This window comes from Nocardioides sp. AX2bis, from assembly GCF_902506435.1.
Classification (GTDB): domain Bacteria; phylum Actinomycetota; class Actinomycetes; order Propionibacteriales; family Nocardioidaceae; genus Nocardioides.
This window is the reverse complement of record NZ_LR733215.1, coordinates 2803912-2819981: the sequence shown is the minus strand read 5'-3', so window position 1 is coordinate 2819981 and position 16070 is coordinate 2803912. Positions and strand designations below refer to the sequence as shown.

Sequence of the window (16070 nt, the reverse complement as noted above, 5' to 3'; positions counted from 1 at the left end):
CCTCAGCGCCGGAGGCGCGCCATCCATGCCTCGACCTCGTCGGCGCCGCGGGGCAGGGACGCCGACAGGTTCTCGCTGCCGGTGGCGGTCACCAGGACGTCGTCCTCGATCCGGATCCCGGTGCCGCGCAGCTCCTCGGGCACCAGCAGGTCGTCCTCCTGGAAGTACAGACCCGGCTCGACGGTCAGGACCATCCCCTCGGCGAGCACCCCCTTGGCGTACGCCTCCGGCGCCGCCCGCCCGCAGTCGTGGACGTCCATCCCGAGCATGTGGCTGGTGCCGTGCAGGGTCCACCGGGCGTACACCTTCGACTCCGGGTCGAGCGCCTCCTCGGCGCTGACCGGGAGCAGGCCCATGTCCGCCAGCGCGTGCGCCAGCACCTCCATCGAGGCCTCGTGCACGGACGCGAACCGCGCCCCGGGCCGGACGGCGTCGATGCCGGCCTGCTGGGCGGCGAGCACCGCGGAGTACAGCTCGCGCTGGCGGGCGGTCCAGCGGCCGTCGACGGGCAGGGTGCGCGTCACGTCGGCGGTGTAGAGGTTGCGGCCCTCGACGCCCATGTCGAGCAGGACCAGCTCGCCGGGCGTGATCGACCCGGAGTTCTCGATCCAGTGCAGCGTGGTCGCGTGCTTGCCGCCGCCCACGATGGAGTCGTAGCCGATGTCGTTGCCCATCGCCCGCGCGCGGCGGAAGAAGGTGCCCTCGATCCAGCGCTCGCCGTGCTCGAGCACGTTGTCCCACTCCCGCACGGAGTCCTCGAACCCGAGCGTGGTGACGTCGCAGGCCTCCCGCAGCTCGCCGACCTCCCACTCGTCCTTGACCAGGCGCATCTCCGAGGCCACCCGGCCGAGCTCGTCGTCGAGGCCGGCGTCGGGGGTCACGATCCGGTCCACCGCCGAGGAGAGGCCGCGCAGCACCCGCGTCTTCGTGGACCCGCGGCGCTGCAGGTCGTCCTCGAGGCTGTCCAGGTGGCGCACCTCGAGGCCGAGCGACGAGGACATCTCGTGCATGGACGGCCGGCGCCCGGCCCACAGCTCGCCGTACTGGCGGTCCCGGAAGAACTCGTCGGTGTCGCGCGAGGAGCGCGGGCGGGCGTACAGCACCTCGGTGCCGTCCTCGACGACCAGGACGGCGTCGGTGGTCTGGTTGCCGGAGAAGTAGGTGTGCGCGGTGTCGGGGCGGAACCGGTAGTCGGTGTCGTTCGAGCGGACCTTGAAGGTGCCGGCCGGCAGCACGAGACGCTCCCCGGGGAACGCCTCGGCCAGACGGCGGCGGCGTGCGGCGGCGTACGGCGCGACCGGGTGGGCAGGCAGGTCGAGCTCGCGCTCGCCCCAACCGGTGCGCATGAAGTCGCGGTAGGCCGGCGGCACCGCCGGGTCGTGCGACTCCGTGCCCTGCTCGGGCTCGGCGGCGGTCGGGGCAGCGGTCTGGTGCTCGTCCTTGCTCACCCGGCCAGCCTACGGCGGCCGGGCCCGGGGCCGCTCTTCGTTAGGCTGCGCCCATGCCGGCCCCCCGCCGCGACAGCGTCGCCTTCACGGTCATCGTCACCGTCCTCGTGGTGCTCGGGGCGCTCGCGGTGCTGCTGGTCCTCGCGCTGTCCGGCGCACCCGCGATCACGCTCGTCGCCGCGGTGGCCGCCGCGGTCCCGGTCGTCCCGCTCGTGGCCTGCTACCTGTGGCTCGACCGCTACGAGCCCGAGCCCCGCGGCCTGCTCCTGGCCGGCCTCGCCTGGGGCGCCTTCGTGGCCACGGTCGCGGCGGTCGTGCTCGGCGGCATCGGCGGGCTCGTCATCGGCTACGGCCAGACGGCCTCGCTGGCCGTGGTGGCCCCGGTGACCGAGGAGGCCAGCAAGGGCCTCTTCCTGCTCCTGCTGCTGTGGTGGCGCCGCGCCGAGCTCGACGGGCTGCTCGACGGCCTCGTGTACGCCGGCATGGTCGGCATCGGGTTCGCCTTCACCGAGAACATCCTCTACCTCGCCGCCGCCTACAACGGCACGGACGGCGCCGGGCCCGGGGGAGTGGCCGGGCTGACCACGCTCTTCGTGGTGCGCTGCGTGCTCAGCCCCTTCGCCCACCCCCTGTTCACGGCCTTCATCGGGATCGGCGTGGGCCTGGCCGTCTCCAGCCGCTCCCGGTCGGTACGCCTGGGCGCGCCGCTGCTCGGCTACGTCGCCGCGGTGCTGGCCCACGGCCTGTGGAACGGCTCGACCGTCGCCGGTCTCGGCGGCTTCGTCGGCGTCTACGTCGTGCTCATGCTCCCCGCGCTGGCCGGGATCGTCGCGCTCGCGGTCTGGGCACGCCGCTCCGAGCGGCTGCTGCTGGCGGCTGCGCTGGGCGACGCGGCGCAGCGCGGGCTGGTGCCCGCCACCGACATCGGGTGGGTCGTCGACCTGCCCGCGCGACGGGCCGCACGCCGCCACGCCCGGGCGACCGAGGGCCGCCCGGCGGAGCGGGCGATGCGCGACTACCAGCAGGCCGTGATCGAGCTCGGCTTCCTCCACCACCGCCTGCTGCGCGGCACCGCGCCCGACGACTGGCAGGCTCGGGGGCAGGCCCACGTCCTCCGCATCCGAGCGGTCCGACCTGCCGTAGCCTTCCCCGGACAGGTGGTACCGACCCGATGACCCAGATGGTGACCGCGCTCGTGCGGCTCCGCAGCGCGCTCCAGGCAGCCGAGCTGCCCCTCGACCTCCCCGGGGTCGAGGCGCTGCGCGACTCCCGGCGCGCCATGGTCGACCAGCTCGAGGACTACGTCATCCCGCGCCTGATGACGCTCGACGCCCCGCTGCTCACGGTGGTCGGTGGCTCCACCGGCGCCGGCAAGTCGACGCTGGTCAACTCCCTGGTCGGCCACCGGGTCACCACCCCGGGGGTGCTCCGGCCGACGACCCGCTCGCCGGTGCTCGTGCACCACCCCGACGACGCGGCGTGGTTCGGTCAGGACCGGCTGCTGCCGGACCTCGAGCGCGTCACGCACTCCACCAACGACCCCGCCGCGCTCCAGCTGGTCGCGACCACGGCCGTCCCGGCCGGGCTGGCCGTGCTCGACGCCCCCGACGTCGACTCCGTCGAGGAGCGCAACCGGCAGCTGGCCGCCCAGCTCCTGGCCGCCGCCGACCTCTGGCTCTTCGTCACCTCGGCGGCCCGGTACGCCGACCAGGTCCCGTGGGGCTTCCTCAAGCAGGCTGCGGAGCGCTCGACGGCCGTGGCCGTGGTCCTCGACCGCACGCCCGAGGACGCCGTCGCCACGGTCTCCTCCCACCTCGCTCGGATGCTGGCCAGCCGCGGTCTCAAGGACTCCCCGCTCTTCACCGTCGCCGAGGGCCCCGTCGACGACGAGGGCCTGCTGCCGCCGGCCCACGTCGCTCCGGTCCGGGCGTGGTTGGAGAACCTCGCCGGTGACACGGCCGCGCGCGCCGCGGTGGTCCAGCAGACCCTCGAGGGGGCCGTGCGCGACGTCGCGCGGCGCGCGTACCCCGTCGCCGACGCGGTCGCCGAGCAGGCTCGCGCCACCGACACGCTCCGCGACGACGTGGACCGGGCCTACGAGGAGGCCGTCGACGCCGTCAACCGCGCCTGCGCCGACGGGACGCTGCTGCGCGGCGAGGTCCTGGCCCGGTGGCAGGAGTTCGTGGGCACCGGCGACCTGCTGCGGTCCTTGGAGGCCAAGGTCGGCTGGCTGCGCGACCGGGTGGTCAGCACGGTCAAGGGCAAGCCCCGGCAGGCCGAGCAGGTCACGGTGGCCGTCGAGTCCGGCCTGGAGACGCTGATCCTCGAGCACGCCGAGGCCGCCGCCGAGCGGGCCGAGTCCGCCTGGCGGCAGAGCCCTGCCGGACGCACGCTGCTCGAGCGTGGCGACCGCGACCTCGGCCGCGCCTCGCGTGACCTGCGCCGCCAGGCCGAGCGCACCGTGCGCGAGTGGCAGTCCGACGTGCTGGAGATGGTCCGCACCGAAGGCGCCGACAAGCGGACCACGGCGCGCTTCCTGGCCTTCGGCGTGAACGGTCTCTCCGTCGCGCTGATGGTGGTCGTCTTCGCCAGCACCGCCGGGGTCACCGGCACCGAGGTCGGCATCGCCGGCGGCTCGGCCGTGCTCGGCCAGAAGCTGCTCGAGGCCGTCTTCGGCGACCAGGCCGTACGCCGCCTCGCCGACCGCGCCAAGCGCTCCCTCGACCAGCGCCTGCGCGCGCTGCTCGAGGGCGAGCGGGCCCGTTTCACCGACCTGCTCGACGAGCAGGGGCTGGCCCCCGGTGCGGCCGACCGGCTGCGCGAGGCCGCCCGCAAGGTCGACGACCAGCGCTTCGCGGCCCGCCGCCACGGCGGCGTGGCCGCGCCCCCGAGGACCACCCAGGAGAGGACGACGTGACGACGCTGCTGGAGGGGGCCCGCCGACTGGTCACCCGGGGCACCGAGCTCGGGACCCGGATCGAGGCCCTGGAGGTCGCCGCGCAGGGCGCGCGCGGACGGCTCGACGACGGCCTGGTCGACGAGGCCGCGGCCGCCGCGGACCGCGCGGCGTCCCGGATGCGTCTCTCGGCCCGGCACACCGTGGTCGGCCTCGCCGGGGCGACCGGGTCGGGCAAGTCGTCGACTTACAACGCCCTGACCGGCCTCGAGCTCTCCGCCGTCGGCGTCCGCCGCCCCACCACCTCGTGGGCCTCGGCCTGCATCTGGGGCCACGAGGACGCCGAGGAGCTGCTGGAGTGGCTCGGCATCCCGCCGCGCCACCGGGCCACCCGCGACTCGATGCTCGACGCGCGCCGCGACGACGGCCAGCTCGACGGGGTCGTCCTGCTCGACCTCCCCGACCACGACTCGACCGAGGTCAGCCACCACCTCGAGGTGGACCGGCTCGTGCAGCTCACGGACCTGCTCGTCTGGGTCCTCGACCCCCAGAAGTACGCCGACGCCGCGATCCACGACCGCTACCTCGCCCCCCTGGTGTCGCACCGCGACGTGATGGTGGTGGTGCTCAACCACATCGACACCGTGCCCGAGGACCGGCGCGAGGCGATGGTCGCCGACGTCCGCCGGCTGCTCGTGGCCGACGGGCTGCCCGACGTCCCGGTCTACGCCGTCAGCGCCCGGCACGGCATCGGGATCGAGGACCTGCGCAGCGAGATCGCCGGACGGGTGCGCGACAAGGCCGCCACCCGGCTGCGGCTCGAGGCCGACCTGCGCACCGTGGCCGACCGGATGGCCGAGCACAGCGGCGAGGGCCAGGCCCGCAGCCTGTCCGAGCAGCGGGTCCGCGAGCTGGAGGACGCCCTGGCCGACGCGGCGGGCGTTCCGACGGTCGTCGAGGCCGTCGAGCGGTCCACCCGGGTGCGCGGCGGTCGCGCCACCGGCTGGCCGGTCGTCAGCTGGGTCGCCCGGCTGCGCCCGGACCCGCTCAAGCGGCTGCACCTCGACCTCGGCGACGCCGGTCGCCAGTTCACCGGGCTCTCCCGCACCTCCCTGCCGGCGACGACTCCCGTCCAGCGGGCGCGGGTCGACACCGAGGTGCGCGCCCTGGCCGACGAGGCCGCTGCCGGCCTCGGCCGGCCGTGGGCGGCCTCGGTCCGGCGCGCCTCGACGTCGCGTCTCGACGACCTCGGCGACCGGCTCGACGCCGCGATGGCCTCCACCGACCTCCAGGTCGACCGCCTGCCGTGGTGGACCGGTGTCGTCCGGGCGGTGCAGTGGGTGCTGCTGCTGACCGGTGCCGCGGGGCTGGCCTGGCTGCTGGTCCTCGCCGTGCTCGGCTTCCTCGGTCTCCCCGAGGTGTCGACGCCGTCGGCCGGCGGGCTCCCGGCGCCCACGGTGATGCTGCTCGGCGGGGTGCTGCTCGGGGTCCTGCTCGGCCTCGCAGGCCGCGTCCTGGTCCGGTTCACCGCCCGCTCGCGGGCCAGGACGGCCGACAAGCGGCTGCGGGCGGCGGTCGGCGAGGTCGCCACCGAGCTGGTCGTGACGCCGGTCTCCGCCGAGCTGGCCGCGCACGCCCAGGTGCGCGAGGCGCTCGCGACGATCCGGCGCGGCTGACCCCCGCCCCGCCGAGGGCCCCGGACCGACCGGGATCCGTCCACAGCGCCGCGTCCGGACGGCCCGTCCACCGGTGCCCCCGGCCCGGTCGCCCCGGCGCGGGCACCGGCCGCAGGCTGGTGCCGTGCCCGTCGCCGGCGGGCGGGGAGGACGGACGCATGAGCAACGAGACCCTGGTGACGCTGCAGGGCTGGATCGGCGGGGAGGTCTCGCTGCGCCTGGCCGGCGACATCCCGGTGACCAGCTTCCGGGTGGGCTGCACCCCACGGCGCTGGAACCGGCGCACCGAGACCTGGGGCGACGCCGAGACGCAGTGGTACACCGTGAACGCCTGGCGCGGCCTGGCCGAGAACTGCGCCGCGTCGCTCCACAAGGGTCAGCCGGTGGTGGTCCACGGACGGCTGGCGGCGCGTACCTGGACGGGCAAGGACGGCGTCGCGGTCACCACGCACGAGGTGGAGGCGGTCCTGGTGGGCCACGACCTGGCCCGCGGCAGCACCGTCTTCACGCGGACCGCGGCCGCCACCCCCGCGGAGCCGGGGGAGCACGTCGCTGCGTAGGCTCGTGAGCATGGCGGAGTATGTGTTCACCCTGCACAAGGTGCGGAAGGCCCACGGCGAGAAAGTCATCCTCGACAACGTCACGATGTCGTTCCTGCACGGAGCGAAGATCGGTGTCGTCGGCCCCAACGGGGCCGGCAAGTCGACCCTGCTGAAGATCATGGCCGGGCTCGACCACGCCAACAACGGCGAGGCCGTCAAGGACCCCGACGCCACGGTCGGCATGCTCCAGCAGGAGCCGCCGCTGACCGAGGGCCGCACGGTGCTGGAGAACGTCCAGGAGGCCGTGGGCGAGGTCAAGGGCAAGCTGGACCGCTACAACGAGATCTCCGAGGCGATGGGCGACCCGGAGGCCGACTTCGACAAGCTCCTCGCCGAGATGGGCGACCTGCAGACCGACCTGGACAACGCCGGCGCGTGGGACCTCGACTCCCGCCTCGACCAGGCCATGGACGCGCTGCGCTGCCCGCCCGCCGACAGCCTGGTCGACCACCTCTCCGGTGGTGAGCGACGCCGCGTCGCGCTGTGCAAGCTGCTGCTCCAGCAGCCCGACCTGCTGCTCCTCGACGAGCCCACCAACCACCTCGACGCCGAGTCGGTCCAGTGGCTCGAGGGGCACCTGAAGAATTACCCCGGCGCCGTCCTGGCCGTCACCCACGACCGGTACTTCCTCGACAACGTCGCCGAGTGGATCGCCGAGGTCGACCGCGGCCAGATCCACGGCTACGAGGGCAACTACTCCACCTACCTGGAGACCAAGAAGGACCGGCTCAAGATCGAGGGCCAGAAGGACGTCAAGCGCGCCCGGATGCTCGAGCGCGAGCTCGAGTGGGTGCGCTCGAACGCGAAGGCCCGCCAGACCAAGAGCCGCTCGCGCCTGGCGCGCTACGAGGAGATGGCCGCCGAGGCCGACCGGACCCGCAAGATCGACACCTCCGAGATCAACATCCCCGCCGGCCCCCGGCTGGGCGACGTGGTCCTCGAGGCCCGCGACCTGACCAAGGGCTTCGACGACCGGGTGCTGATCGGCGACCTGTCCTTCTCGCTGCCGCGCGCCGGGATCGTCGGCGTGATCGGCCCCAACGGCGTCGGCAAGACCACGCTGTTCCGGATGATCACCGACCAGGAGCAGCCGGACGAGGGCAGCCTCGACGTCGGGCAGACGGTCAAGATCTCCTACGTCGACCAGAGCCGCGGCGGCCTCGACGGGACCAAGAACGTGTGGGAGGTCGTCTCGGACGGCCTGGACTACATCAAGGTCGCGAACTTCGAGATGAACTCCCGCGCCTACGTGGCCTCGTTCGGCTTCAAGGGCCCCGACCAGCAGAAGAAGTCCGGCGTGCTCTCGGGCGGTGAGCGCAACCGCTTGAACCTGGCCCTGACCCTGAAGATGGGCGGCAACCTGCTGCTGCTCGACGAGCCGACCAACGACCTGGACGTCGAGACGCTGTCCTCGCTCGAGGACGCACTGCTGGAGTTCCCCGGCTGCGCCGTGGTCACCTCGCACGACCGGTGGTTCCTGGACCGCGTCGCCACCCACATCCTGGCGTGGGAGGGCGACGGGGACGAGCCCGGCCGCTGGTTCTGGTTCGAGGGGAACTTCGCGTCGTACGAGGAGAACAAGATCGAGCGCCTCGGTGCCGACGCGACCCGCCCGCACCGGGTCACCCACCGCCGCCTGACCCGCGACTGAGCGGCCCCGGCTGCTCGACCCTGCTGCTCAGCCCTCCCGGATCTCCATCTCCGGGTGCCCGGCGATGAGGTGGTCGCAGACCGCGTCCATGACGCGGCCGAGCGCGGCCACCTCGCCGGGCCCGGCGAGGTCGAGCAGGTGGCGGCGCACGCCGCGCACGTGGGTGGGCGCGGTCCGCTCGAGCACGGCCAGCCCCTCCTCGGTCATCACCGCGTCGACGCCGCGGCCGTCCTCGGGGGAGTCCTCCCGGCGGACCAGCTGGCGGCCCTCCATCCGCTTGATGGTGTGGGTGACGCGGCTCCGGCTGTGCGCCAGCGCGTCCGCGAGCTGCGCCATCCGCATCCGGCCGTCCCGCTCGGAGAGCCGCACCAGGATCGAGTACTCGGTAAAGGTCAGCCCGTGCCGGCGCTCGAGCTCGTCGTTGAGGCGGCCGAAGAGGAGCTCGGAGCCGAGGACCAGCGCGCGCCAGGCGTGCTGCTCGTCGTCGTCGAGCCACGGGGTCGGGGTACGACCGGCCTCGGCGGCCGCCTCGTCCCCGGCCCCGGGCCCGGGCGTCAGACCCGCTCCAGGATGAGGGCCATGCCCTGGCCGCCGCCGACGCACATGGTGATCAGGCCGGTCGACTTGTCGTGGAAGTCCAGCGAGTTCAGCATCGTGTTCTGCAGGCGCGCGCCGGTCATCCCGAACGGGTGGCCCACGGCGATCGCGCCGCCGTTGACGTTGAGCCGGTCGAGGTCGATGCCGAGGTCCTGGTAGGACGGGACCACCTGGGCCGCGAAGGCCTCGTTGATCTCGACCAGATCGATGTCGCCGATGCTCATCCCGGCCAGGGCCAGGGCGCGCTGGGTGGCCTCGACCGGGCCGAGGCCCATGATCTCGGGCGAGAGGCCCGACACGCCGGTGGACACGATCCGGGCCAGCGGGGTCAGCCCGAGCTCGGCGGCCTTCGTGTCGGACATGATCACCACGGCGGCCGCGCCGTCGTTGAGCGGGCAGCAGTTCGCGGCGGTGACGACGCCGTCGGCGCGGAAGACCGGCTTGAGGTCCTTGATCGCGTCGTAGGTGACGCCGGCGCGGGGACCGTCGTCGGCGGTCACGACGGTGCCGTCGGGCGTGGTGACCGGGGTGATCTCCCGCTGCCAGAACCCGTTCGCGATCGCCTTCTCGGCGAGGTTCTGCGAGCGGACACCGAACTCGTCGAGCTCCTGCCGGCTCAGCCCGCGGCTGGTGGCGAGGTTCTCCGCGGTCTGGCCCATCGCGATGTAGACGTCGGGCATCGCGCCGTCCTGGCGGGGGTCGTGCCACGGCGCGTTGCTCTCCGCGGTGGCCTTGGTGCGCGACTGGGCGTCGTCGAAGGCGTGGTTCACGGTGTCGGGCAGGTGGTCGGAGGTGCCCTTGAAGAAGCGCGAGACCATCTCGACGCCGGCGGAGACGAACACGTCGCCCTCGCCGGCCTTGATGGCGTGGAAGGCCATCCGGGTGGTCTGCACCGACGAGGCGCAGTAGCGGGTGACGGTGGCGCCGGGCACGCTGTCCATGCCGTTGAGCACGTTGACGACCCGGCCCATGTTGCTGCCCGACTCGCCACCCGGGAGGCCGCAGCCGAGATAGAGGTCGTCGACGGTGCTCGGGTCCAGGGCGGGGACCTTGTCCAGGGCGGCCCGGACGATCGTCGCCGCCAGGTCGTCGGGGCGCAGGTCCTTCAGCGAGCCCTTGTTGGCTCGGCCGATGGGCGAGCGCGTCGCGGCGACGATGACTGCTTCGGGCATGGGTGAGGCTCCGATCTGCCGGGGGCGACGTCGGCTCCGACGCCTCCGGCCACCCTAGAGGAGCCGACTTCTGACAGCATCGGTCCGTGCGCCACACGTACCTGTGCCCTCTGCGGTGGGCCGACCTCGACGAGCTCGGTCACGTCAACAACGTCGTCTACGTCGACTACCTCCAGGAGGCCCGGGTCGAGCTCCTCCGCCTGCTGCGTCCCGGGGTCGTGCCGGGCTCGCCCGACGAGGCGTCGTCGGGGGAGGCCGCCCTGGTGGTCCGCCACGACATCGACTACCTCAAGCCCCTCGTCCTCGACCGCGGTCCGCTGCACATCGAGGTCTGGGTGACCGAGGTGAGGGCCGCCAGCTTCACCCTCGGCTACGAGCTCTTCCACCCCGGGTCGGACGAGCCGGGCGCGCCGGACGCGGGCCGTCGCGTCTACGCCCGCGCCACGACGCTGCTCACGCCGTACGTCTTCGCCAGCGGCCGGCCGCGCCGGCTGACCCCGGCCGAGCGCGAGGTGCTCACCGGGTTCCTCGAGCCCGACGACCGCCCGGCCGGGGCCCGACCGGGAGCCGTCGACGCCGAGCGGGCCACGACCTACGACCTGCGGGTGCGCTTCTCCGACGTCGACGTCTACCGCCACGTCAACAACGTCAAGTACGTCGAGTACCTCCAGGAGGCGCGGATCGCGATCGGCGACGCGCTGTGGCGCGACCCCGGCTCCGACGCCACCGGGGTGGTCGTCGGTCGGGCCGAGGTGGACTACCACCGCCCGATGGTGCTGCGCCCGGAGCCCTACACCGTGCTGACCACGGTGTCGCGGCTCGGGACGCGCTCGATGGACCTGTCCTCGGAGATCCGCGACGGGGACGTGGTGTGCGCCCGCGGGCGGGTGGTGATGGTCTTCTTCGACCGCGAGCATGGCCGCTCCGTCGAGCCCTCGGCCCGGTTGCGCGCGCGCCTGGAGGAGGCCCTCGCGCGGGGTCGCGCCTATTGATCCTGCTGGTCGAAGGTGTTGACCATGAACTGCGCGGCGTGGGTGACGTAGTCCCAGAACTGCGCGTCCTGCTCGGGGGTCAGGTCGACCGAGTCCAGGCCGGCCCGGAAGTGCAGGAGCCAGTGGTCCTTGGCGACCGGGTCGACCTTGAACGGGGCGTGCCGCATCCGCAGCCGCGGGTGGCCGCGGGCCTCGGAGTAGGTCGTCGGGCCGCCCCAGTACTGCATCAGGAAGGTCGCGAAGCGCTCCTCGGCCGGGCCGAGGTCCTCCTCGGGGTAGAGCGGGCGCAGCACCTCGTCGTCGGCCACGCCCTCGTAGAAGCGGTGGACGATCGCCCGGATGACGGGCTCGCCGCCGATCTCGTCGTAGTAGGTGCTCACGGCCCCATCATCGCGTGCCGTGCTCACGTGCCGGAGGCGGGCTGATCGGCGGCGGCCTCGCCTCCCGGGCGCCACATCATCCGCTGCAGGTTCGGGATCTCGATGCCCTCGGCGTCGAAGCGGGCCTTGATCCGCTGGCGCATCTCACGCGCGACGGCCCACTGCTCCAGCGGCGCGGTCTTGAGCACGACCCGGACGTCGACGCCGTCGGGGCCGAGGTTCTGCACGCCCCAGACGGACGGCTCCTCGATGATCTTGCCCTCGAAGGCCTCGTCCTCCCACAGGTCGTGGGCGACCGACTCCAGCACGCTGCGCACCCGGGCGAGGTCCTCGTCGTAGCCCACGGTCACGTCGAGCACGGTCTGCGCCCAGTTCTGGCTCTGGTTGCCGACCCGGGTGATCGAGCCGTTGGGGACGTACCAGACGGTGCCGTTGATGTCGCGGACCCGGGTGATCCGCAGGGTCACCGCCTCGACCGTGCCGATGGCCTCCCCGAGGTCGACGACGTCGCCGACGCCGTACTGGTCCTCGACGATCATGAAGATGCCGGACAGGAAGTCGGCCACGAGGGACTGGGCGCCGAAGCCGACCGCGATGCCGATGATCCCGGCCGAGGCGATGATCGGGGCGATGTTGACGCCGATCTCGCTCAGCATCATGGTGCCCACGACCGCGGTGATGACACCGGTGCTCACGCTCTTGAGCAGGCTGCCGACGGTCTGTGCGCGCTGCGTGCGCCGGGTGCTGCGGTGCTGCTGGCCGGGGGCGGCGGCGGGCCCCTTCTCGGCCCGCAGCACCACCCGGCCGATGAGCCGGTGGACGACCCACCGGACGACCAGGGCCAGCACGAGGTAGCCCACGAGCTGGAGCGGGGTCCCGATGACCAGGTCGGCGGCCGCCGCGAGACGGGAGTTGCCCGACCACTCCCAGACGGTGGTGCAGACCTGTTGGCCCTCGGTGCAGGGGTTGGCGACGCCGGTACCCCGAGGACCGACGACGAGGTCGAGGAGGGTGTCGAGGCCGGGGACGGCCACGGCGAGGGGGAGGGCGGGAAGCATCCCCCGTGTGTAGCAGCCGACCGGTCCCGATCTCGACCCGACGGCGGGCCCGTCGCCGATGCACGGCCCCGGTGTGACCAAGGCGACGACGCGGCGGCGGTCCCGGTGGCCTCCGGGGGAGGCGATCGGGGTGGGGACCGATACCCTGGCGCCGTGACGCAGCACGCCAGCCCCGCCGCCCGCCCGCCCGGTGACACCCCGCGCCCGCTCCGTCGCGCGGCGCTCTCCGCGACCACCGCCGTGACGGCCGTCCTCGTCCTCGGGGTGGCCCTGGCCGCCCCCGCTGCGGCGGAGGTGCCGGCCCAGGGCTGGCCCGAGAACCCCCCGGTGAACATCCTCGACGCGCTGCTGCTGATCGGCGGGGTCACGCTCGCGGTGATCCTCGTGATCACCGTGCTCACCGTCGGCCCGGCGCTGGCCCGCGGCGAACGGATCACCCCGGGTGTCTCGGTCGCCGAGAACCAGTGGATCGGCGGTCCCCGCAAGGCGGCCGGCGAGCTCGCCGGGCCTGACCGTGAAGGTTCCGAGGCCGGGGGTGCCGGTGCCCGCTGGTGACCGCTCCTCCCACCTGACGGGCGCCGACCGGGCCGTGCTCGACGACACGATCCGACGTGCCGAGCAGGCCTGCCGGGCCGAGATCTCGGTGTTCGTGGGGACCGCCGAGGGCGGTGCCCGCGCCTTCGCGACGTCGCTGCACAACTCGCTGGTCGCGCCGTCGCGCAGCATCCTGGTGATGGTCGACCCGACCGCCCGGGCCCTGGAGATCGTGACCGGCGGCTGGGTGCGCCGGCACCTCAGCGACAAGCAGGTCGAGCTGGTGGCGCTGACGATGCAGAGCGCCTTCGCCGAGGGTGACCTCATCGGCGGGCTGCGGCGCGGCGTCACGATGCTCGGCGAGCACGCCCGGGCGCCCCGGACGCTGCACTCCTCCACCGAGGACTGAGCGACCGGGGCCGGGTGCCCGCTGCCGGGCCGTCCCGCTACCGGGCCGCGTCCGCCTCCCGCGCGGCCAGGGCCCGGACGACCTCGGAGCGGCCCTCGGTGACGTAGCGGACGGCGTTGGCGTTCGCCTGGTTCGTGGTCAGCCACGCGTCGACGTCGGCGAGCAGGGCCGGCGAGGCCAGCAGCGTGGGGAAGCCGAAGCGCAGCGCCGTCGAGGCCCGCTGGGTCCCCAGCTGCTCGTAGGCGGTGCCGGCCACGTCGAGGAAGCGCCCGACGTACGGCGCCAGGACGTCGGCCTGCCCGTGCTGGAAGAACGAGGTGACGATCGAGCGCTGGGTCTCGTTCGGGGTCCCGGGGTCCAGGAACGCCTGCTGCCAGGCGGCCTCCTTGGCCTCCGGCGTCGGCAGGGCCGCGCGGGCGCCGGCGGCGTGCTCGCGACCCGAGATGGTGGCGTCGCGTGCCTCCTCCGCGGCGATCCGGTCCTCGCCGAGACGACCCCGCGCCGCGAGGGCGGTGACCAGGACCCAGCGCAGGTCCGTGTCGACCTCCAGGCCGTCGACGACGACGGTGCCGGCCAGCAGCCCCTCGAGCTCGTCGAGCACGTCGTCGCTGCGTGCCGCACCGGCCAGGGCGCGGGCGAAGGTCAGCTGCAGGTCGCTGCCGGGGGCGGCCTCGTGCAGCAGCCGGCGTACGCCCTGCTCCCAGCGCGCCACGAGCTCGTCGCGGTGGTCGGGCGCCGCGTAGAGGTTCGCGGCGGTGGCGGCGAAGCGCGGGATGACGCTCCCGCCGAAGGCGTCGGTCTCGGAGCCGACCGCCCCGAGGACGAGGTCGACGTAGGCCGTGGCGGCCAGCTCGCCGTCGCGGACCATGTCCCAGGCGGCGCCCCAGCACAGGGCGCGGGCCAGCGAGTCGTCCAGCGTGGCCAGGCCCCGCACGACGGTGGCCAGCGACTGCTCGTCGAGCCGGATCTTGGCGTAGGCGAGGTCGCGGTCGTTGAGCAGCAGCAGGTCGGGCCGGGGCTCGCCGACGAGCTCGGGCACCTCGGTCGTGGCGCCCTCGACGTCGATCTCGAGGTGCCGGCGCAGCACGAGGCGACCGTCGACGTCGTCGTAGAGGCCGACGCCGAGGCGGTGGCGACGCAGCGTGGGCCACTCCGGCACGGCGGTCTGGTGGACGGTCACGGAGGTGTAGCGGCCCTCGTCGTCGACGACGGAGACCGGGGCGAGCGTGTTGACGCCGGCGGTCTGCAGCCACTCCCGGGCCCAGCCCTGGAGCTCGCGGCCCGAGGAGCGCTCCAGGGCGGCGAGGAGGTCGGCGAACTCCGAGCTGCCGTAGGCGTGGTCCTTGAAGTACTGCCGCAGGCCGACCAGGAACGGGTCGAGCCCGACCCAGGCCACCAGCTGCTTGAGCACCGAGGCGCCCTTGGCGTAGGTGATCATGTCGAAGTTGACCTCGACGGCCTCGAGGTCGTGGTTGTCGGCCGCGATCGGGTGCGTGGAGGGCATCTGGTCCTGGCGGTAGCCGGTGACCTTGCGGGCGTTGGTGAAGCCGGTCCACGACTCCGTGAACGCGGTGTTCTCGACCGCCGCGTGGTAGCAGGCCCACTCCGCGAAGGACTCGTTGAGCCACAGGTCGTCCCACCAGCGCATGGTCACCAGGTCGCCGAACCACATGTGGGCCATCTCGTGCAGGACCACCGAGGCGCGGAACTCGTAGAACGCGCCGTCCTGACGGCTGCGGGGGAGGTACTCGTCGCGCAGGGTCACGCAGCCGGCGTTCTCCATCGCGCCCATGTTGTACTCCGGCACGTAGAGCTGGTCGTACTTGCCGAAGGGGTAGGGGAAGTCGAAGGCCTCCTCGAAGAACTCGAAGCCCTGCCGGGTGATCGTCAGCAGCTCCTCGACGTCGAGGTGCTCGACCAGCGACTGGCGGCAGTAGTGGCCCAGCGGGATCTCGCCGTGCGCGCCGACGTAGACGTCCTGCACCTCGTGGTACTCCCCGGCGACCACCGCGGTGATGTAGGTCGACATCGGCTTCGTCGGCTTGAAGTCCCAGCGGGCACGGCCGGCCCCGAGCGGGACGGGGTCGGGGGTGGGGGAGTTCGAGACCACCTTCCAGCCCTCGGGCGCGGTCACGCGGAAGGTGAAGACCGACTTGAGGTCGGGCTGCTCGAAGGTCGTGTAGACGCGCCGGGCGTCGGGCACCTCGAACTGCGTGTAGAGGTAGACGCGGTCGTCGACCGGGTCGACGAAGCGGTGCAGGCCCTCCCCGGAACGGGAGTACGTGCCGTCGGCGCGCACCACGAGCGTGTTCGTCGCGGCGAGGTCGTCCAGCAGGATGCGGCTGTCGACGTAGACGGCCGCGGGGTCGAGCGCGCGACCGTTGAGGGTGACCTCGTGCACCTCGGCGCCGACGAGGTCGGCGAAGGTGGAGGCGCCGGGGGAGGCGCAGGTGAACTCGATCGTCGTGGTCGAGGCGAAGGTCTCCTCGCCCGTCGTGAGGTCGAGCTCGACGAGGTAGGACCCCACGGTGAGGAGGCCGGCGCGGGTGGCGGCCTCGTCCCGGGTCAGGTTGGTTCCAGGCATGACCGCGATCCTGCCACCCGGTGGGGGTGGTGGCCCGGGCGGCGTCCGGCGGCCTCGGGCGCGGGGAGGAT

At 73.4% G+C, this 16070-nt stretch carries 14 protein-coding genes; 8 read left to right on the top strand and 6 right to left on the bottom strand.

Features of this window, described 5'->3' with window-relative positions; genetic code table 11:
- Positions 1-2 precede the first annotated feature (2 nt).
- Entirely contained in the window at positions 3-1448 is a 1446-nt protein-coding gene (locus tag GV155_RS13435; RefSeq protein ID WP_236554318.1) for an aminopeptidase P family protein, read from the bottom strand.
- 53 nt (positions 1449-1501) lie between these two features.
- Between GV155_RS13435 and GV155_RS13430 the strand changes: the two genes are divergently transcribed.
- From GV155_RS13430 to ettA, 5 genes are all read left to right on the top strand, one after another.
- Complete coding sequence (locus GV155_RS13430; protein WP_160008698.1) at positions 1502-2623, top strand: PrsW family intramembrane metalloprotease; 1122 nt, start codon at positions 1502-1504, stop codon at positions 2621-2623.
- On the top strand, positions 2620-4365 hold the full coding sequence (locus GV155_RS13425) for a GTPase domain-containing protein (RefSeq protein ID WP_236554317.1): 1746 nt from the start codon (positions 2620-2622) through the stop codon (positions 4363-4365). Before GV155_RS13430 ends, GV155_RS13425 begins: the two co-directional genes overlap by 4 nt.
- Positions 4362-6020, top strand: a complete 1659-nt coding sequence (locus GV155_RS13420; protein WP_160008696.1) for a GTPase — start codon at positions 4362-4364, stop codon at positions 6018-6020. The genes GV155_RS13425 and GV155_RS13420 overlap by 4 nt, the downstream gene beginning before the upstream one ends.
- Positions 6021-6178: 158 nt before the next feature.
- The gene (locus tag GV155_RS13415; protein WP_160008694.1) at positions 6179-6580 is read left to right on the top strand and encodes a single-stranded DNA-binding protein; all 402 of its coding nucleotides are present in this window, start codon (positions 6179-6181) and stop codon (positions 6578-6580) included.
- A gap of 10 nt (positions 6581-6590) precedes the next feature.
- Positions 6591-8273 (top strand): energy-dependent translational throttle protein EttA, encoded by a 1683-nt coding sequence (ettA, locus tag GV155_RS13410; RefSeq protein WP_160008692.1) that lies wholly within the window; start codon positions 6591-6593, stop codon positions 8271-8273.
- Between the two features lie 27 nt (positions 8274-8300).
- Here ettA and GV155_RS13405 read toward each other — a convergent pair whose 3' ends face one another.
- Complete coding sequence (locus GV155_RS13405) at positions 8301-8876, bottom strand: MarR family winged helix-turn-helix transcriptional regulator (RefSeq protein ID WP_236554316.1); 576 nt, start codon at positions 8874-8876, stop codon at positions 8301-8303.
- Positions 8828-10042, bottom strand: coding sequence for an acetyl-CoA C-acetyltransferase (locus GV155_RS13400; RefSeq protein WP_160008690.1), 1215 nt, complete (start codon positions 10040-10042; stop codon positions 8828-8830). The genes GV155_RS13405 and GV155_RS13400 overlap by 49 nt, the downstream gene beginning before the upstream one ends.
- Positions 10043-10128: 86 nt before the next feature.
- On the opposite strand from GV155_RS13400, the gene GV155_RS13395 reads away from it, so the two are divergent.
- Positions 10129-11034 carry an acyl-CoA thioesterase gene (locus GV155_RS13395; protein WP_236554315.1) on the top strand — a complete coding sequence of 302 codons (906 nt, stop codon included), beginning with the start codon at positions 10129-10131 and terminating at the stop codon, positions 11032-11034.
- Here the strand turns inward: GV155_RS13395 and GV155_RS13390 are convergent.
- On the bottom strand, positions 11028-11414 hold the full coding sequence (locus GV155_RS13390; protein WP_160008688.1) for a globin: 387 nt from the start codon (positions 11412-11414) through the stop codon (positions 11028-11030). The two genes, GV155_RS13395 and GV155_RS13390, sit on opposite strands and share 7 nt — an antisense overlap.
- A gap of 23 nt (positions 11415-11437) precedes the next feature.
- On the bottom strand, positions 11438-12472 hold the full coding sequence (locus GV155_RS13385; RefSeq protein ID WP_160008686.1) for a mechanosensitive ion channel family protein: 1035 nt from the start codon (positions 12470-12472) through the stop codon (positions 11438-11440).
- A 153-nt stretch (positions 12473-12625) separates the two neighbouring features.
- Between GV155_RS13385 and GV155_RS13380 the strand changes: the two genes are divergently transcribed.
- Positions 12626-13027, top strand: a complete 402-nt coding sequence (locus GV155_RS13380) for a hypothetical protein (RefSeq protein ID WP_160008684.1) — start codon at positions 12626-12628, stop codon at positions 13025-13027.
- The gene (locus tag GV155_RS13375; RefSeq protein WP_160008682.1) at positions 13014-13415 is read left to right on the top strand and encodes a DUF5130 family protein; all 402 of its coding nucleotides are present in this window, start codon (positions 13014-13016) and stop codon (positions 13413-13415) included. Before GV155_RS13380 ends, GV155_RS13375 begins: the two co-directional genes overlap by 14 nt.
- A 37-nt stretch (positions 13416-13452) precedes the next feature.
- On the opposite strand, the gene pepN is transcribed toward GV155_RS13375, so the two are convergent.
- Positions 13453-15999, bottom strand: coding sequence for an aminopeptidase N (pepN, locus tag GV155_RS13370; RefSeq protein WP_160008680.1), 2547 nt, complete (start codon positions 15997-15999; stop codon positions 13453-13455).
- Positions 16000-16070 lie beyond the last annotated feature (71 nt).

Coding starts and splice junctions, on each gene's coding strand:
- ettA (WP_160008692.1), top strand. CDS start 6,591: ATGGCGGAGTATGTGTTCACCCTGCACAAGGTGCGGAAGGCCCACGGC.
- GV155_RS13400 (WP_160008690.1), bottom strand. CDS start 10,042: ATGCCCGAAGCAGTCATCGTCGCCGCGACGCGCTCGCCCATCGGCCGA.
- GV155_RS13430 (WP_160008698.1), top strand. CDS start 1,502: ATGCCGGCCCCCCGCCGCGACAGCGTCGCCTTCACGGTCATCGTCACC.
- GV155_RS13415 (WP_160008694.1), top strand. CDS start 6,179: ATGAGCAACGAGACCCTGGTGACGCTGCAGGGCTGGATCGGCGGGGAG.
- GV155_RS13425 (WP_236554317.1), top strand. CDS start 2,620: ATGACCCAGATGGTGACCGCGCTCGTGCGGCTCCGCAGCGCGCTCCAG.
- GV155_RS13385 (WP_160008686.1), bottom strand. CDS start 12,472: ATGCTTCCCGCCCTCCCCCTCGCCGTGGCCGTCCCCGGCCTCGACACC.
- pepN (WP_160008680.1), bottom strand. CDS start 15,999: ATGCCTGGAACCAACCTGACCCGGGACGAGGCCGCCACCCGCGCCGGC.